Below are 16,118 nucleotides of genomic sequence, written 5' to 3' on the forward strand. Positions count from 1 at the left end.
GGCCAGAGTGGTCGAATGCACCGGTCTTGAAAACCGGCAGGGGTTTGTAGCCCCTCTAGGGTTCAAATCCCTATCTCTCCACCATCATTGAAGCCGCTGAATTTATTCAGCGGCTTTTTTGTTTCTTAAGCTTCTCATTTGTTCTGCAAATTACGACTATTGTCGATATTTCGCATTTTAACTAGTTAGTCCATGCTTAACACTTCTCGTATTATCTTTGTGACATTAGGGAATTTATGAAACATCGTTTAGCAAAGAGTGTAGGACTTTCTTTATTATCGCCTGTGATCATCGGTTGTATCTTAGGCCTTTATTATGCATTCACACTTGAAGGAAATGGTTTTAGCATTTTCTTTAACTTACTTGTTAGCGCAATTGCCAATGCACACATAGTAGGCTTAACTATGGCAGCATTTGTAGTGCCTGGTTATTTACTTATGTTTAAATATGCAAAGGTTAATTATTCAGGTGTTCTGACACTTGGCTTACTAGGTGGCGCTATTTTTAGCTACTTACTGAGCGCTACAACAGGTATGGCTTTTGTAGTCAATGCTATGATGTCTGCTCTGGCAGCTGGACTGTTTTTATTTGGTCTAAGACAGGGCCTTACAACACAATCTTCTCATCAATAGCAGAATATTTAATCAAGCTGACTGAAATTGAGGGCAAAATGTTTTTTTTTGCCCTTAAAAGGTTTCATTTGTCGTCTACAAAGAGTACCTTTAGCTACTGTATGTTTAATAAGAAGTAGTTTGGTATGCAAAAGCAAGATTTTTACCAGTCATTAGTTAAACAAACTGAGTCGCTAATCGCTGGTGAATCAAATGTTATTGCCAACATGGCAAATATTAGTGCGCTGTTATTTACCTCTTTAGAGGATATCAATTGGGCGGGCTTTTATTTAATGGATTCACCTGAAGAATTAGTGCTAGGGCCGTTTCAAGGTAATCCTGCATGTATCCGTATTCCAGTAGGTAAAGGGGTATGTGGAACTGCCGCGCAAACACAACAAACACAACTCATTGAAGACGTGCATGCATTTGCTGGTCATATTGCCTGTGATGCTGCATCTAACTCAGAAGTAGTTGTGCCGATTTTCAAAGACGGTAAAGTATTTGCTGTACTTGATATCGACAGCCCAAGCATTGCGCGATTCGATACTGATGATCAAGCTGGTTTAGAAGCATTGGTAAAATGCTTTGAGGCAAATCTAAAATGAAAGATCTGCTAAATGTGCAAGATTACCTCTTTGCAATCCATGATGTTGGTGATTGGGAAGGGGAAGAAGAAGTTGTTGCCGAAAGGCTCAACGACTTGATTCACATGGCATGGGAGCGTCTACCAGATGACCTTGACTGTGAATCAATTGATGAAATTATAAATGGTATTTGGGAACACCTTCGTGGTGATTTAGCGCTTATTGAAGCGGACTTCGAAGAGTTGACCGACTGGGTAACACACTATGTCGATTCATCACTTGATGAAAAGATGTAATAAAAGGTTCTAACATGGAAACCACAAACAAGCTAAAAGATATTAATGAAGTATTGGATTTCTTATACCAAGAATTTCCACAATGTTTTAAACAAAAAGACGGTATTCAGCCGCTTAAAGTAGGTATCTTTAAAGATATCGCTGAGCGTATTGAAGGTTCTGAGAAAGTAAGTAAAACTCAGGTTCGTCAAGCACTAAGAAAGTACACCTCAAACTGGCGCTATTTAGAAGCTGTGACTAAGTCTGAGTTCCGTATCGATCTTGATGGTAATCAAGATGAAAAAGTAGAACAAGAGCACATTGAGCACGCACAAAAAGCGTTAGAAGAAAGCCGCGCTAAAATGGCAAAGCGTAAGAAGCCACAACGTCCACGTAAAGACGGTGACACAAAATCTTACAAAAAGAATAGTGGCCACCACGCTAAATCTGGCGAAAAAGGCGCTAAAGTAAATAATAAGCCTGCTAAAGCTGCTCCTGCAAAACGTTCAGGAAAAGTTGAACCTTTACCTGCCTCAGAGGTCAAGGTTAATAGCAAAGTTAAAGTTAAACTTGGCCAAGCACTTGTAAACGCGGTTATTACTGAAGTGAATAAAGATGAAGTTCACGTTGAGTTAGTAACAGGGATGCAAGTTAAGACCAAAGCAGACAGCCTGTATATCATTTAATAGCTGTAAAAAATAAAGGAGTTGTGTATGAGTAAAAAGTTTACGCTCATTCCGTTAGTCGCTGCCCTGTTTTCAGGTTCATTACTGGCATCATCAGACAATCTGACTGAAAAAGACCTGCCAGTACTCAAGCAAGAAAGCCAACATAGTACGGCAAGCAAACGGGTGACAAACTTATTTACTCGTGCACACTACAAACCAATTAAATTTAACGATGAATTATCTGAGAAGGTTTTTGATCGTTATATTGAATCTCTCGACTACAATAAAAATGTGTTTTTAGCGTCTGACATTGCCTCGTTTGAGCAATATAAAGACCAATTTGATAATGCATTGTCGACAGGTAAATTGGGATTTGCCTTTGATATTTTTAACTTAAGTTTAAAACGTCGTTTTGAACGCTATGACTATTCTTTATCGTTACTTGAAAACGAAATGAAGTTCGATAAAGAAGATGAGTATCTGTTTGATCGCGAAGACGCAAACTGGGCAACAAGCCAAGCTGAGCTTGATGAACTTTGGCGTCAGCGCGTTAAATACGATGCTTTACGATTAAAAATGACCGGTAAAGATTGGCAAGGCATTAAAGAAGTCTTGACCAAACGTTACCACAATGCACAAAAGCGTTTATTACAAACTAACAGTGAAGATGCTTTTCAAATCGTGATGAACTCATTCGCACGAAGCATTGAAGCGCATACCTCTTATTTATCACCTCGTCGCGCTGAGCAATTCAAGATGGACATGGATCTTGAATTAGAAGGTATTGGTGCGGTACTCAGTTATGACGAAGATTACACGGTAATCCGTAGCTTAGTCCCAGGCGGACCGGCTGATAAGTCTGAACAAATAAAAGCAGATGACCGTATTATTGGTGTTGCGCAAGAAGGTGAAGAGTTTGTTGATGTGATTGGCTGGCGTTTAGATGACGTCGTTGATTTAATCAAAGGCCCGAAAGGGACAAAAGTTCGCCTGCAATACTTAAAAGGGGCTGATGCTCACGGTACACCAAAAGTGGTTGAAATCACGCGTGATAAAATTCGCTTAGAAGACCGTGCTGCAAAATCTGAAGTATTTGAAGCAAAATATTCAGACTTAACCAGCAAAATTGGTGTGATTGAAATCCCTGGTTTCTATAACAATTTATCGCAAGACGTAAAAGTTGAAATTGCGAAGTTAAAAGAAGCCAAAGTTGACGGTATCATTATCGATTTACGTCAAAACGGCGGTGGGTCACTTTACGAAGCGACGCAACTTTCTGGCTTATTTATCGATCAAGGTCCAGTTGTACAAATTCATACGCTAAATAATCGTATTGAAGAGCAAAAAGACCGTGATGGCGTCACTTTTTACGATGGCCCACTGACAGTGTTAGTTGATCGCTACAGTGCGTCTGCCTCAGAAATTTTTGCAGCAGCAATGCAAGATTATGGCCGTGCAATTGTGATTGGTGAGCAAACCTTTGGTAAGGGAACTGTACAGCAGCATAAACCACTTGGCCGTGCTTATGACCTATACGACCACCCATTAGGTAGCGTGCAGTATACCATTGCAAAATTCTACCGAATTAACGGCGGAAGCACACAGCACAAAGGCGTGATCCCAGATGTGTCATTCCCATCGGCAATTGAGCCATCAGAATGGGGTGAGAGTCAACAAGACAACGCGCTACCTTGGGATAGCATCATACGTGCTAAGTACAACTCTGTTGATAACCTCAAACCAGCGATTGCTTACGTTAATAAGCTTCATGATGCCCGTATTGCAGACGAGCCTGAGTTTGGCTATGTATTTGCTGACATTGAGCGCTATCAAGAAGAGAAAGACCGTAAGACTATTTCATTGGTTGAAGCGACGCGTCTAAAAGAGAAAGACGAAGGTGAAGAACGCGCGTTAGAACGTGCTAATGAACGACTTGTTCGCCTTGGAGAAAAGCCAGTAGAGAAGCTTGACGATTTACCTGATAGCCTTGATGAGCTAGACCCTTTCTTAGAAGAAGCGGCATTAATCACCCAAGATTATATAAAATATGGTCGTATCGCTAAGAAATAATTAGCAATTAATTAGCAATATTGATTAATAAAAAGGCGCTTAAGCGCCTTTTTTGCTACCTAAAACAGGTTAGATTGGTATAATCACAAAATCTGGCTGCATAAGGCCACTGAAGTTTTGCGTCAAAGCTTACAATAATAATTAAACACGCCACATAAGACGTGTAGGAGACTATCTTTTGAATTCAATTGAAGAGAAGCCAATAAAACAGGCCAGTTTTTTAGATGCCTTAATCCCAATTACTGTGCTCGTGTGCCTACTAGGCGCTGCTGTTTATTTATTCGGTGATAACTCATCATCTGGTCCTAACCAAATCGCTCTATTATTCGCTACGTTTACCGCGGCATTAATTGGCTTAAAAAATGGTTACACCTGGAAGAAACTAGAACAAGCCATGATTGAGGGGATCACCTTATCCCTTGGAGCAATCATTATACTGTTAATGGTGGGTGCCTTAATCGGTACTTGGCTGTTATCAGGCACCGTACCCACTCTAATTTACTATGGCTTACAAATTATCAATCCTAGCTGGTTCTATGCCGCTAGCTGTTTGATTTGTGGCATTGTAGCTATGAGTATTGGTAGCTCTTGGACAACAGCTGCGACTATCGGTGTGGCGTTATTAGGTGTTGCAACTGGTCTTGGTCTTGAACAAGTTGTTACAGCAGGCGCGGTCATTTCTGGTGCCTACTTTGGTGATAAATTAAGCCCGCTTTCTGAAACAACAAACTTAGCGCCAGCAGTGGCTGGGGCTGATTTATTTGAGCATATTCATCACATGCTTTGGACTACAGTGCCAAGCTTCATTATTGCGTTAATTATTTTTATCTTTATGGGCTTTAATGCCGGTGGTTCAACAGAAGCGGGCCGTATTGATGAAATCGTTAATTTATTAGAGCAAAACTTTAATATTGGTTTTGAAATGCTAGTGCCACTGGTGGTGTTGTTGTTTTTAGCAATTCGTAAGATGCCAGCTTTCCCAGCTATTTCAATTGGTGCGGTGCTAGGCGCGATTTGGGCTATGTTATTTCAATCTGATTTAATCAATAGCCAAATTGATGCATCACAAGGCCAAGCAATTGGTTACTTCAAATTAGTTTGGACAACGTTCTTTGATGGTTTCAGCATCGACACTGGCGATGAAAAAATGGATTCATTATTGAGCGGTGGTGGTATGGCTGGCATGTTAACAACCACTTGGCTGATTATGACGGCCTTGATGTTTGGCGCTATCATGGAAAAAACTGGCTTACTTGATATGTTCGTTAAGAGCATCTTAAAAATTGCTAAAAGCACGGGCTCTCTTATCACAGCAACGATTGCAACCTGTATTGGTACCAATGCGGTTGCAGCTGACCAATATATCGCGATTGTTGTTCCTGGACGTATGTTTAAAGACGAATATGAAAAACGTGGTTTAAAGCCTGTAAATTTATCTCGCACATTAGAAGATGGTGGCACAATTACTAGCCCACTTATTCCTTGGAATACCTGTGGTGCCTATATGCAAAGTGTTTTACTAATCAATCCATTTGACTATGCAATGTACGCGTTCTTTAATTTAATTAATCCATTCTTAGCGGTTGTTTATGCCTATTTTGGTATTAAAATTTTACGTATTACCCCAAAACATCTTAAACAAGAAGCTAACGCCGAATAAACTATTTAGGCCCTGCTAAGCAGGGCCATTTGGAGTCAGTAATGTCTGCTACGAGTAAACCTCAAGCTCAATATTTAAAAGATTACCAAGCCCCACAATTCTCAATCCAGCACATCGATTTACGCTTCGAATTAGCCCCTTTAAAAACATCAGTGCAGTCAACCATGACAATCAATCGTACCGATGAAAGCAATGCAGATCTTTTGCTTGATGGTGTTGATTTAACGCTAATTTCATTGATGGTTGATGACAAAGCGTATGATGATTACACGCTTGAAGATGAAAAGCTGATAATTCATAACCTGCCTGAAAGCTTTATTCTGAAAATTGAAAACCATATTGATCCGCAAACGAATACCTCTCTAGAAGGTTTGTACTTGTCGGGTGGTGCTTATTGTACTCAATGTGAGGCTGAAGGTTTTAGAAAGATTACCTATTACCTTGACCGCCCAGACGTACTTGCCAGCTTTGATGTCACTATTATTGCCGACAAAAAGTACACTCACTTGCTGTCCAATGGTAACCAAGTTGAATCAGGTAACTTAGATGACGGTCGTCATTTTGTAAAATGGCAAGACCCATTTAAAAAGCCTAGCTACTTATTTGCATTAGTCGCCGGTGATTTTGACGTATTACGTGACCATTACACGACGCAGTCTGGACGAAAAGTTGAATTAGCTTTGTTTGTTGATAAAGGTAATTTATCAAAAACGCCTCATGCCATGACATCTTTAAAGAAATCAATGCAATGGGATGAAGAGCGCTTTAACCTTGAATACGATTTAGATATTTACATGATTGTTGCCGTTGATTTCTTCAACATGGGCGCAATGGAAAATAAAGGCCTGAATATCTTTAACTCTAAATGTGTTCTTGCAAATCAAGAAACAGCCACAGACAAAGATTACCATACGATTGAATCTATTGTAGGGCATGAGTACTTCCATAACTGGACCGGCAACCGTGTGACTTGCCGTGACTGGTTCCAACTGTCGTTAAAAGAAGGCTTAACGGTTTTCCGTGACCAAGAGTTCAGTAGCGACTTAGGTTCACGTGCGCTTAATCGTATTGATGCCGTTAAAGTCATGCGTACTCACCAGTTTAGTGAAGATGCAGGGCCGATGGCACACCCAATTCGCCCAGAAAAAGTCATTGAAATGAATAACTTTTATACGGTGACTGTGTATGACAAAGGGGCTGAAGTTATTCGTATGATGCACACCTTACTTGGAGAAGAAAAGTTCCAACAAGGTATGGCATTGTATTTCGAGCGCCATGACGGACAAGCAGTTACTTGTGATGATTTTGTTGCAGCCATGAGTGATGCGTCTGGCATTGATTTAACACAATTTAAGCGTTGGTATAGTCAAGCGGGTACACCTAAGCTCAATGTAGAGCAGGCGTATGATGAACAAAACCAGACTTTCACATTAAGCATTGAGCAGTTTGCACCTGATAATCAGCCTAACAATGTCTTACTGCATATTCCTTTTGCTATTGAGCTTTTAGATAGTGAAGGGCAGTCATTACCTCTTGTGATTGATAATCAGCCGCAAGATTCTGTATTGAATGTTACTGAAAAAACGCAGCAGTTTGTTTTCGAAGGTATTAAACAGCGCCCAGTAGCAGTGCTACTCGAAGATTTCTCTGCGCCATGTATAGTTAATCAAAATACACCTGCCGCTGATCTGTTACATATTATGCGTTTTGCTCGCAGTGACTTTTCACGTTGGGATGCTCAGCAGCGTTTATTTACTAATGAAATGAAAGCAGCGATTGCCAATGGTGAAGCTTGCTTATCTGATGATATCTTGTCGGCATTAAAGCTACTAGTTAATAATCGTGAAGGTGACCTTGCATTGATTGCGGAGCTGTTAAAACTGCCTAGCTACGATACTCTTGCAGCAGAATATGCCGTCATCCCTGTTGATGACATTATTGCTGTACAAAATGCATTTGAATCGCAAATTGCCAACTTCTTAACAGAATCATTGGTTAATTGTTATAAAGTGCTTGAAGATGATGGTTCAACATCCGCTACAGCCGTTGCAGTACGTGCTCTTAAGCAACTTTGTTTATACTATTTAGCGAAAACAAATCACAGCGATGTTAATAGCCTCATCAGAGAGTCAGCCCACAGTAATAATATGACCAATGCCCTTGCTGCATTAAGTGCTGTTGTAAAAGCAAATCACTCACTATGTGATACGCTTTTAACAGAGTTTGATGCTAAATGGCGTCATGATGTACTCGTTATGGATAAATGGTTTGCACTGCAAGCGATGAAAGATTCAGCAACGAGTATCAGCGATATCAAAGCGCTTTATGATCATCCAAGTTTTGACTTTGGTAACCCTAACCGTGTGCGTGCTTTGGTTGGTAGCTTTAGTCACTTTAATATCACTCAGTTCCACCGAGCTGATGGTGAAGGGTACCAGCTATTAGGTGACTTATTAGTGAAACTAAATGATATTAACCCCCAAAATGCATCGCGCATGCTGACACCTTTTATGTCATGGAAACGCTATGATGAAAATCGTTCAGCGGCAATGAAAGCACAATTGCAACGTTTAGCTGATTTAGATGGCCTTAGTGATGATCTGTTTGAAAAAGTAGAGAAAGCACTCGAAAGTTAATGACAGAATATTATTTTGCCTTGTATCTGAGTTACTCGGAATGTCTTGATTATTACCATGGTAAATATAAATCAGTGCAAGTCACAGAGGATGGTGGCAAGACAGTTCGCTTTGATGCTCACCATTTGCGTCCTTTTATTTCTTCGCTAGGAATAAGAGGGCGCTTTAGGCTGACATTAACGTCTGAAAATCAGTTTTTAAAACTCGAGAAAATTAGTTAAAAAAGCAGCTACGGCTGCTTTTTTTTGATGATTTTTCATAAAAAATACTAATTTTATCTATCCCCAATTCGCTAAATTTATTATATTTTTGTTAATTCAATTTGTTCTATTGTTAATTTACGTGTATAAATTATCTGGTATGACGTCTTACCAATACGTAAACGTCACATTTTTAAATAAATATTAACCGATTAGACGCGTTCTATATTGTAATTTTACTGTTTCGCTTCTATCGTTAGAAAGATACTAAAAACAACAATTTGATCACAAAACAACCCGTTACAGGGGGATGAACACAATGATAAAACGATCGCTTTTTGTTAAAAACAAAATAGCTTTGGGGCTTGCAGCAGCAACACTAGGTCTCTCAAGCACATCTTTGCACGCGGCTAATTTCGAGTTAGGTGACTTTGACATACGTTTTGACTCTAACTTTTCTTATGGTCAAAGCATTCGTGTTGAAGACCGAGACTTTCAACACATAGGTAAAAGTAATAATCCATCATTTGATTGGACGGGTTATCACTCAGCTCTAAACCCTATTTATTCTTCAGCTGATGTTTGGAACCAACCAGGTGCTTACTCAAATAATGGTGATGCCGGAAACTTAAACTTTGATAGTGGAGATTCATTCTCAAAGTTATTAAAAGGCACTCATGAGCTTTCTATCAGTAAAGATAACTTTGGTTTCTTCACTCGCTTTATGTATTTTTATGATTTTGCCTTAATGGATGGTGACTTTGCTTATACCAATCCAACGTCGGGTAAAAAAGTTGACCCTTGTGATGATGACGACACTAAAGAACAAGTATGTGCTGATTTACGTTTACTTGACGCTTATGTTTGGGCAAATTTTGATTTAAATGAAGGCCGTAACCCGCTGTCTATTCGTTTAGGCCAACAAGTTGTGAACTGGGGTGAGAGTACTTTGATTTCTCATGGTATTAACGTTAACCCTGTTGATATCGATCGTTTAAAAGCGCCAGGTGCAGAGTTAAAAGAAGCTTTCATACCTGTTGGTATGCTTTGGGCATCACTAGGCATCACAGATAACTTAACGCTAGAAGGTTTCTACCAATATGAATGGCATGAAACACGCCTTCCAGCGGCTGGTACTTACTTCTCGACGAACGATTTCGCGTCAGAAAATGGCTATCAGCAGAATATTCAATTAGGCTTCACGTCTAACCCAGATATCGATTTAGCATTCTTAACAGAAAGCTTAAATAATTTAGATGATATTGTTCGCTCGCAAGGTGTTGACCCTACATCAGCACAAGGCATAGCGATGATGTCGCAAATGTATCTCGCTTACCCAACCAAAGTTGCGTTGAAAGGTAAGGGCGGTGCAGGTAAAAATGAACCTGATGATGGTGGTCAATACGGTTTACGCTTGGGTATGTTTTTACCTGAGTTAAACGATACTGAAGTAGCGTTATACCACATTAACTACCATAGCCGTCGTCCTGTGATTTCAGGCCAGGTATCAAACTTCACTGATGCGGCAATCGCTGCTGATATCGGTATGTTATTAACAACAGATATCACTGAAGATAATGTAACTAGTTTACAAGCATTTACCAAAGGCCAGCTAGAATACCCAGAAGACATTAAGCTTTATGGCTTGAGCTTCAATACATCAATTGGTGAAACGGCTTTTTCTGGTGAATTTGCTTTCCGTCAAGATGAGCCTCTGCAAATTGATGACGTAGAGTTACTTTACGCGGGTATGCCAGAGCAATTGGCTGTTGCAGGTATTCGCCCTGATTTTGCAGGTATTTCGCAAATGAGTCCGGGTGATGCAACTAGCGTTGTAGGTCCTGGTGAAGTAGCACAAGGATTTATTCTTCGTAACACTGCTCAATTACAATTTACTGCAACACACTTATTTGGTCCATCATTAGGTGCTGATAGCTGGGCGGTAGTTGGTGAAGTTGGTGGCGTTAGAATTAACGATATGCCGGATTATGACGAGCTCCGTTTAAACGTTTCCGGTACTGGTCGAAGCGGCATTATGCAAGGCCCATTAAGTGATGATTATTCAACACTTCACCTAGGTCTGTCTAATGGTCCTGAAACAAACCCATTCCCAACAGCGTCTGCATGGGGCTATCGCCTTATCGCTAAGGGTGATTACTACAATATTTTTAGTGGCGTAAACTTCTCACCTCGTTTTGTTTTCTCACACGATGTGAATGGTATTACACCAGATCCAATGTATTTATTTATTGAAGATCGTAAATCACTCGGTGTTACTATGAACTTCAATTATCAAAATGCGTGGTCATTCGACTTTAGCTACAACTCATTCTGGGGTGGTGGCGCGACGAATACTTTCTCTGATCGCGATTATGTTTCATTTAATATTAAATATTCAATCTAAGGGTAAATTATGATTATTAGAAAACCTACCCTCATTGCTGCAGCGTTTTGCGGCGTTTTCGCAAGCTCAAGTGTACTTGCAAAAATTACCGCTGATGAAGCGGCACGTTTAGGCAGTGATTTAACGCCAATTGGCGCTGAAAAAGCAGCGAATAAAGACGGTTCTATTCCAGCTTGGGATGGTGGTATCACAACACCGCCAGCAGGTTACAAACCGGGTATGCACCATCCAGATCCATATGCTGATGATAAAATTTTATTCACGATTGATAAATCGAACGTTGCCCAGTACAAAGACTACTTGAGCCCAGGTCAAATTGAATTATTCAATACCTATCCTGATACGTTCAAAATGAACATTTACCCAACCCGTCGTAGTGCGTCATATCCACAGTTTGTATATGATGCAACTAAAAAATATGCGACGACAGCTGAATTAGTTGAAGGTGGTAACGGTATTAAAAATACCGCTGTGGGTGTACCTTTCCCAATTCCTAAAGATGGTTTAGAAGCTATTTGGAACCACTTGTTGCGATTCCGTGGCCTATCAATTGAACGTTCTGGTGGTCAAGCTGCACCGACAGCCTCTGGTTCATATAACTATGTAGGTTTTGATGAGCAACTTTTAGTTGAGTACTCATCACCTGAAGCAACACCTGAGAAGCTTCAAGAATCTAATATCTTGTTTAAGTTTAAGCAAAAGGTAACTGAGCCTGCTCGTCTTGCCGGTACTGCGTTATTAGTACATGAAACGATGGACCAAATTTTAACACCACGCCAAGCATGGACATACAATTCAGGCCAGCGTCGTGTTCGTCGTGCTCCAAATGTTGCCTACGATGCACCGGGAACAGCCGCTGATAGCTTACGTACGACTGATGACTTTGATATGTTCAATGGTTCTCCGAATCGTTACAACTGGACATTAAAAGGTAAGCAAGAGCTTTATATTCCTTATAACAGCTACAAGCTTCACAGCGACAAACTAAGCTACGATGATATTCTACAAGCAGGTCATATCAACCCTGAGCATGTTCGTTATGAAAAACACCGTGTTTGGGTGGTTGAAGCGAACCTAAAAGAGGGCACGCGTCATATTTATAAGAAACGTGTCTTTTATATTGACGAGGATAGCTGGCAAGTACATGTAGCGGATATCTATGATAACCGTGATCAAATGTATCGTGTAGCGATGGCGCATGGTCTTAACTACTATGAAGTACCAACTCATTGGAGTACGTTAGAAGTTTATCATGACCTTAACTCTCGTCGTTATTTAGCAATTGGTTTAGACAACCAAGAAAAAATGTATGATTTCTCACAATCATTCAACGATAACGAGTTTACTTCAAGCGCATTACGCCGCGAAGGTCGTTAATCCATTTAAGGCACCTGACTCCAGGTGCCTTTTGCAATTCGCGTAAGTCATCAGTACACGCATTAGGTTTCCCAGTGACTTTTTTGACTTCTCTTTTTATTTTTTCGAAGGCGATTTATCTTTATGAAGTATTTGCTTTATGCCTGTCTTGCTTATAGTGCTTCATGTTTTGCTCAAGACATGCCTATGCCACAACAAGCCATTAGCGCTGTTAACGCAAACAAAACTCTTCTCACCGACATTGAACTAGCTGGCCCAAATCTCATTGCAGTTGGCAAACACGGTGTGGTTATCACAAGTACAGACGCTCAAACCTGGCAACAAGCCAGTGTGCCTACTCAAGTGCTGCTAACAGCCGTTGATTTTTATAATAGCGATTTAGGTTGGGCATGCGGCCATGATGCTACCATCATCAATACCGTAGATGCAGGTAAAACGTGGCAATTACAGCAATCATTACCAAACATGGATAAGCCATGTTTAGACATTTTATTTACTACAGACAAACAAGGGTATGCAGTCGGTGCATATGGAATGTTTTATGAAACTAACGATGGTGGCCAAACTTGGCAGAAACGTTTTTTAGATAGCCTGTTATTTGAAGAAGACCGTGAATACCTCAATGATTTAAAAGACAGTGACCCAGAAGGCTATGAAATTGAAACTGCTTCAATACTGCCGCACTTTAATCGCATCGTTAAAACCGATGAGAGTCTATTTCTAGCCGGTGAAATGGGTTTAATGGCACAAAGTGTCGACAATGGTCAAACCTGGCAGCGTCTTGAGGAGATATATATGGGCTCTTTCTTTACGTTTGCGTCAACTGCGGATCAAGGTGGGGAAGACCTAGTTGCAGGCCTTCGAGGCAACATTTTCACTCGCCAAGCAGGCAGCGAACAGTGGCAACAAATACCACACGACAATTATGCAACCGTAAATAGCGCGATTAAATACAACAACCAGTGGTTATTATTTGCCAATAGCGGGGTGATATTCCAAATTGAGGATGGCCAATTATCAGAACAACAAATGGCCGATGGTAAATCGTTACTTGATGGTGTTGTGTTTCAAGACAAACTAGTTATGGCTTCAGAAAATGGCATTAAAGTGAAGGAGTTGAATCCGTAATGCGTGGTTTTTTAGATATTTTAGAAAGAGCGGTGTTTCGTCATCGCTTATTCGCAATTATTTCCTTTGCTTTGATCACTTGTTTCTTATTATTCAAAGCAACACAAATTCAATTAGACGCGTCGTTTAATAAAAATATTCCGCTTAATCATGACTACATGAAAGTTTACACCAAACATGAAAAACAGTTTGGCGGCGCTAACAGCATTTTAATTTCTGTCTGTGATGCAGATGGTGATATTTTTAATGAGGAATTTTTCACCCAACTTAAAGCAGTTCATGATCAGCTTTACTTTATTCCGGGTGTAAATCGCCCGTTAGTTAATTCAATCTTCGCACCGAGTGCGCGTTTTGTTGAAGTAGTTGAAGATGGTTTTGCTGGCGGTCCAATTATTCCGGCAAACTTCACTGCTGATAAACGTGGTCTTGCGGTTGTAAAAGAAAACATCGAAAAAGCAAAAGTCGTTGGCCGTATGATTGCCAGTGACTATTCGTGTGCAATGGTAACCGCTCAGCTACTTGAGACTGATCCACAAACGCAAGAAAAACTCGACACTTTAGCATTTGCAGAAAAGCTAGAAACACAAGTTCGTGAACCGCTCAGTACTGACAAGGTTAGTATTCATATTATCGGTTTTGCGAAAATGGCAGGGGATGTCGCAGAGGGCGCTAAGGGCGTACTGCTATTCTTTGCTATTGCCATTGCTTTCACATTTGTGATGGTTTGGCTGTTCTGCCACTCTTTAAAACTGACAATTTTACCGATTGCCTGTTCAATCATTGCCGTTGTTTGGCAGTTGGGCTTGCTTTCAAGCTTAGGTTTTGGTCTAGACCCAATGTCAATTTTAGTGCCGTTTTTAGTGTTTGCGATTGGTGTAAGCCATGGCGTGCAAATGATCAATGACATCGGCAAAAAAGTGTCTACGGGTAGTTCAACTCGGGTTTGTTGTCAGGCAAGCTTTAGAGCACTTCTGATCCCAGGTGGTATTGCACTGCTATCAGACACAATTGGTTTTTTAACTTTACTCACCATTGATATTGGTATTATTCGTGAACTTGCTATCACCGCAAGTTTGGGTGTAGCGGTAATTATTTTCACTAATTTAATTTTATTACCTGTATGGGCATCGTACATGCGCTTTGAAGGCTCTGTGCATATTCAAGCAGGTACTCACACAGACAAACCAAATCTACTAGACAAGTTACGCGAGCTATTAGTAAAAGCGACAGACCGTAAAACGGCGGGTTTTATTATCGTCTTTACGGCTGTGTTATTTGCAGTGGGTTACTGGCAAGCTGACAAAATGCGTATTGGTGACTTGCATGCTGGTGCGCCATCTTTGCACCAAGATGCCCGCTATAACCAAGACACCTTTTTGATTTCTGATAAATACACTATTTCTTCAGATATCCTAAAAGTGATTGTAGAAGCGTATCCTGCTGCGTGTACGGAGCATGATGTTATGGAGCGTATTAGTCGTTTCCAATGGCAGATGGAAAACGTTGCAGGGGTACAATCGGCTGTGAGCTTAAGCTCAGTTGCGCAATCTGTGAACGCCGGCTTCAACGAAGGTAACTTAAAATGGCAAAGCCTGCCGCGCAATACGGCAAGTTTAGTGCAAGCTACTTCACGGGTTGAAACAAGCTCAGGTTTACTTGATGGAAACTGCTCTGTAATGCCAGTGATTATTTTCTTAAATGACCACAAAGCAGAAACGATTGACCATGTGGTAGCGAAAGTTAAAGAGTTTGCTAAGGCAGAAGAAACCGATGAATTAAAGTTTAAGCTAGCGTCAGGCCCTGTCGGTGTTATGGCCGCAACGAACGAATCGGTATCAGCTGCACAGCTACCTATGATGCTTTACGTTTACGGCGCCGTAATCCTGCTATGCTTAATTAGCTTTAGAAGTGTTAAGGCAACGGTCGCGGTTGTATTACCTCTGTACATCGTATCAACCTTAGCGCAAGCGTTGATGGTACAACTTGAAATAGGTTTAACAGTGTCGACATTACCAGTTATCGCTTTAGGTGTTGGTATTGGTGTCGATTACGGGATTTACATACTTTCATCAATGATGGGGCAGCTAAAACAAGGTGTGGCACTGGAAGTCGCTTATCGTAATGCATTAGCAGAGCGAGGTAGTGCAGTGCTGTTCACAGGTATTACCTTAGCCATTGGTGTTAGCACATGGATTTTCTCTGATCTGAAGTTCCAAGTGGATATGGGTATTCTTTTAACCTTCATGTTTTTGGTTAACATGTTGGGTGCAGTACTACTTTTACCTGCAATTGGTAGCTTCCTCTGGACTGACCAGAAAAAATAATGTGAATAATTGTGCTCCGATATGGCCAGTAATGGCCATTTATATCTATATTTTGTGAATAGATGACCAAATAGCTGAAAAGCTTAAAATGATTTCATCGAAAAGGCTGTTTATTAGCTGTAAAAGAGTTAGAATTTACCTGACTCCACGCTAATAAATGGCTGTACAAATATTCTAC

General features: G+C 40.6%; 12 protein-coding genes. All 12 read left to right on the forward strand.

Annotation, left to right across the window (positions count from 1 at the left end):
- Nucleotides 1-236: 236 nt before the first annotated feature.
- Nucleotides 237-632, forward strand: a complete 396-nt coding sequence (locus CWB80_RS11155) for a hypothetical protein (protein ID WP_054551399.1) — start codon at nt 237-239, stop codon at nt 630-632.
- A gap of 125 nt (nt 633-757) precedes the next feature.
- Nucleotides 758-1,219 (forward strand): free L-methionine (R)-S-oxide reductase MsrC, encoded by a 462-nt coding sequence (gene msrC, locus CWB80_RS11160; protein WP_138600640.1) that lies wholly within the window; start codon nt 758-760, stop codon nt 1,217-1,219.
- Complete coding sequence (locus CWB80_RS11165) at nt 1,216-1,494, forward strand: hypothetical protein (protein WP_054551397.1); 279 nt, start codon at nt 1,216-1,218, stop codon at nt 1,492-1,494. The genes msrC and CWB80_RS11165 overlap by 4 nt, the downstream gene beginning before the upstream one ends.
- A 14-nt stretch (nt 1,495-1,508) precedes the next feature.
- Entirely contained in the window at nt 1,509-2,159 is a 651-nt protein-coding gene (gene proQ, locus CWB80_RS11170) for an RNA chaperone ProQ (protein ID WP_054551396.1), read from the forward strand.
- Nucleotides 2,160-2,186: 27 nt separating this feature from the next.
- The gene (gene prc / locus CWB80_RS11175; protein ID WP_138600642.1) at nt 2,187-4,211 is read left to right on the forward strand and encodes a carboxy terminal-processing peptidase; all 2,025 of its coding nucleotides are present in this window, start codon (nt 2,187-2,189) and stop codon (nt 4,209-4,211) included.
- 178 nt (nt 4,212-4,389) lie between these two features.
- Nucleotides 4,390-5,871: a Na+/H+ antiporter NhaC gene (nhaC, locus tag CWB80_RS11180; protein WP_054551394.1), complete on the forward strand. Its 1,482-nt coding sequence runs from the start codon at nt 4,390-4,392 to the stop codon at nt 5,869-5,871.
- Between the two features lie 41 nt (nt 5,872-5,912).
- Nucleotides 5,913-8,507, forward strand: coding sequence for an aminopeptidase N (gene pepN / locus CWB80_RS11185; protein ID WP_138600644.1), 2,595 nt, complete (start codon nt 5,913-5,915; stop codon nt 8,505-8,507).
- On the forward strand, nt 8,507-8,728 hold the full coding sequence (locus CWB80_RS11190; protein WP_082389168.1) for a DUF2835 domain-containing protein: 222 nt from the start codon (nt 8,507-8,509) through the stop codon (nt 8,726-8,728). Before pepN ends, CWB80_RS11190 begins: the two co-directional genes overlap by 1 nt.
- 298 nt (nt 8,729-9,026) lie before the next feature.
- Nucleotides 9,027-11,111: a DUF1302 domain-containing protein gene (locus CWB80_RS11195; RefSeq protein ID WP_054551392.1), complete on the forward strand. Its 2,085-nt coding sequence runs from the start codon at nt 9,027-9,029 to the stop codon at nt 11,109-11,111.
- A gap of 12 nt (nt 11,112-11,123) precedes the next feature.
- Nucleotides 11,124-12,488, forward strand: coding sequence for a DUF1329 domain-containing protein (locus tag CWB80_RS11200; protein ID WP_138600718.1), 1,365 nt, complete (start codon nt 11,124-11,126; stop codon nt 12,486-12,488).
- A gap of 123 nt (nt 12,489-12,611) precedes the next feature.
- Nucleotides 12,612-13,616, forward strand: a complete 1,005-nt coding sequence (locus CWB80_RS11205; protein WP_138600646.1) for a WD40/YVTN/BNR-like repeat-containing protein — start codon at nt 12,612-12,614, stop codon at nt 13,614-13,616.
- A complete protein-coding gene (locus CWB80_RS11210) occupies nt 13,616-15,940 on the forward strand; it encodes an efflux RND transporter permease subunit (RefSeq protein WP_054551390.1) in 2,325 nt (774 codons plus the stop codon). The genes CWB80_RS11205 and CWB80_RS11210 overlap by 1 nt, the downstream gene beginning before the upstream one ends.
- Nucleotides 15,941-16,118 lie beyond the last annotated feature (178 nt).

The sequence above is a fragment of the Pseudoalteromonas sp. S1650 genome (assembly GCF_005887195.1).
Taxonomy (GTDB): Bacteria; Pseudomonadota; Gammaproteobacteria; order Enterobacterales; family Alteromonadaceae; genus Pseudoalteromonas; species Pseudoalteromonas simplex.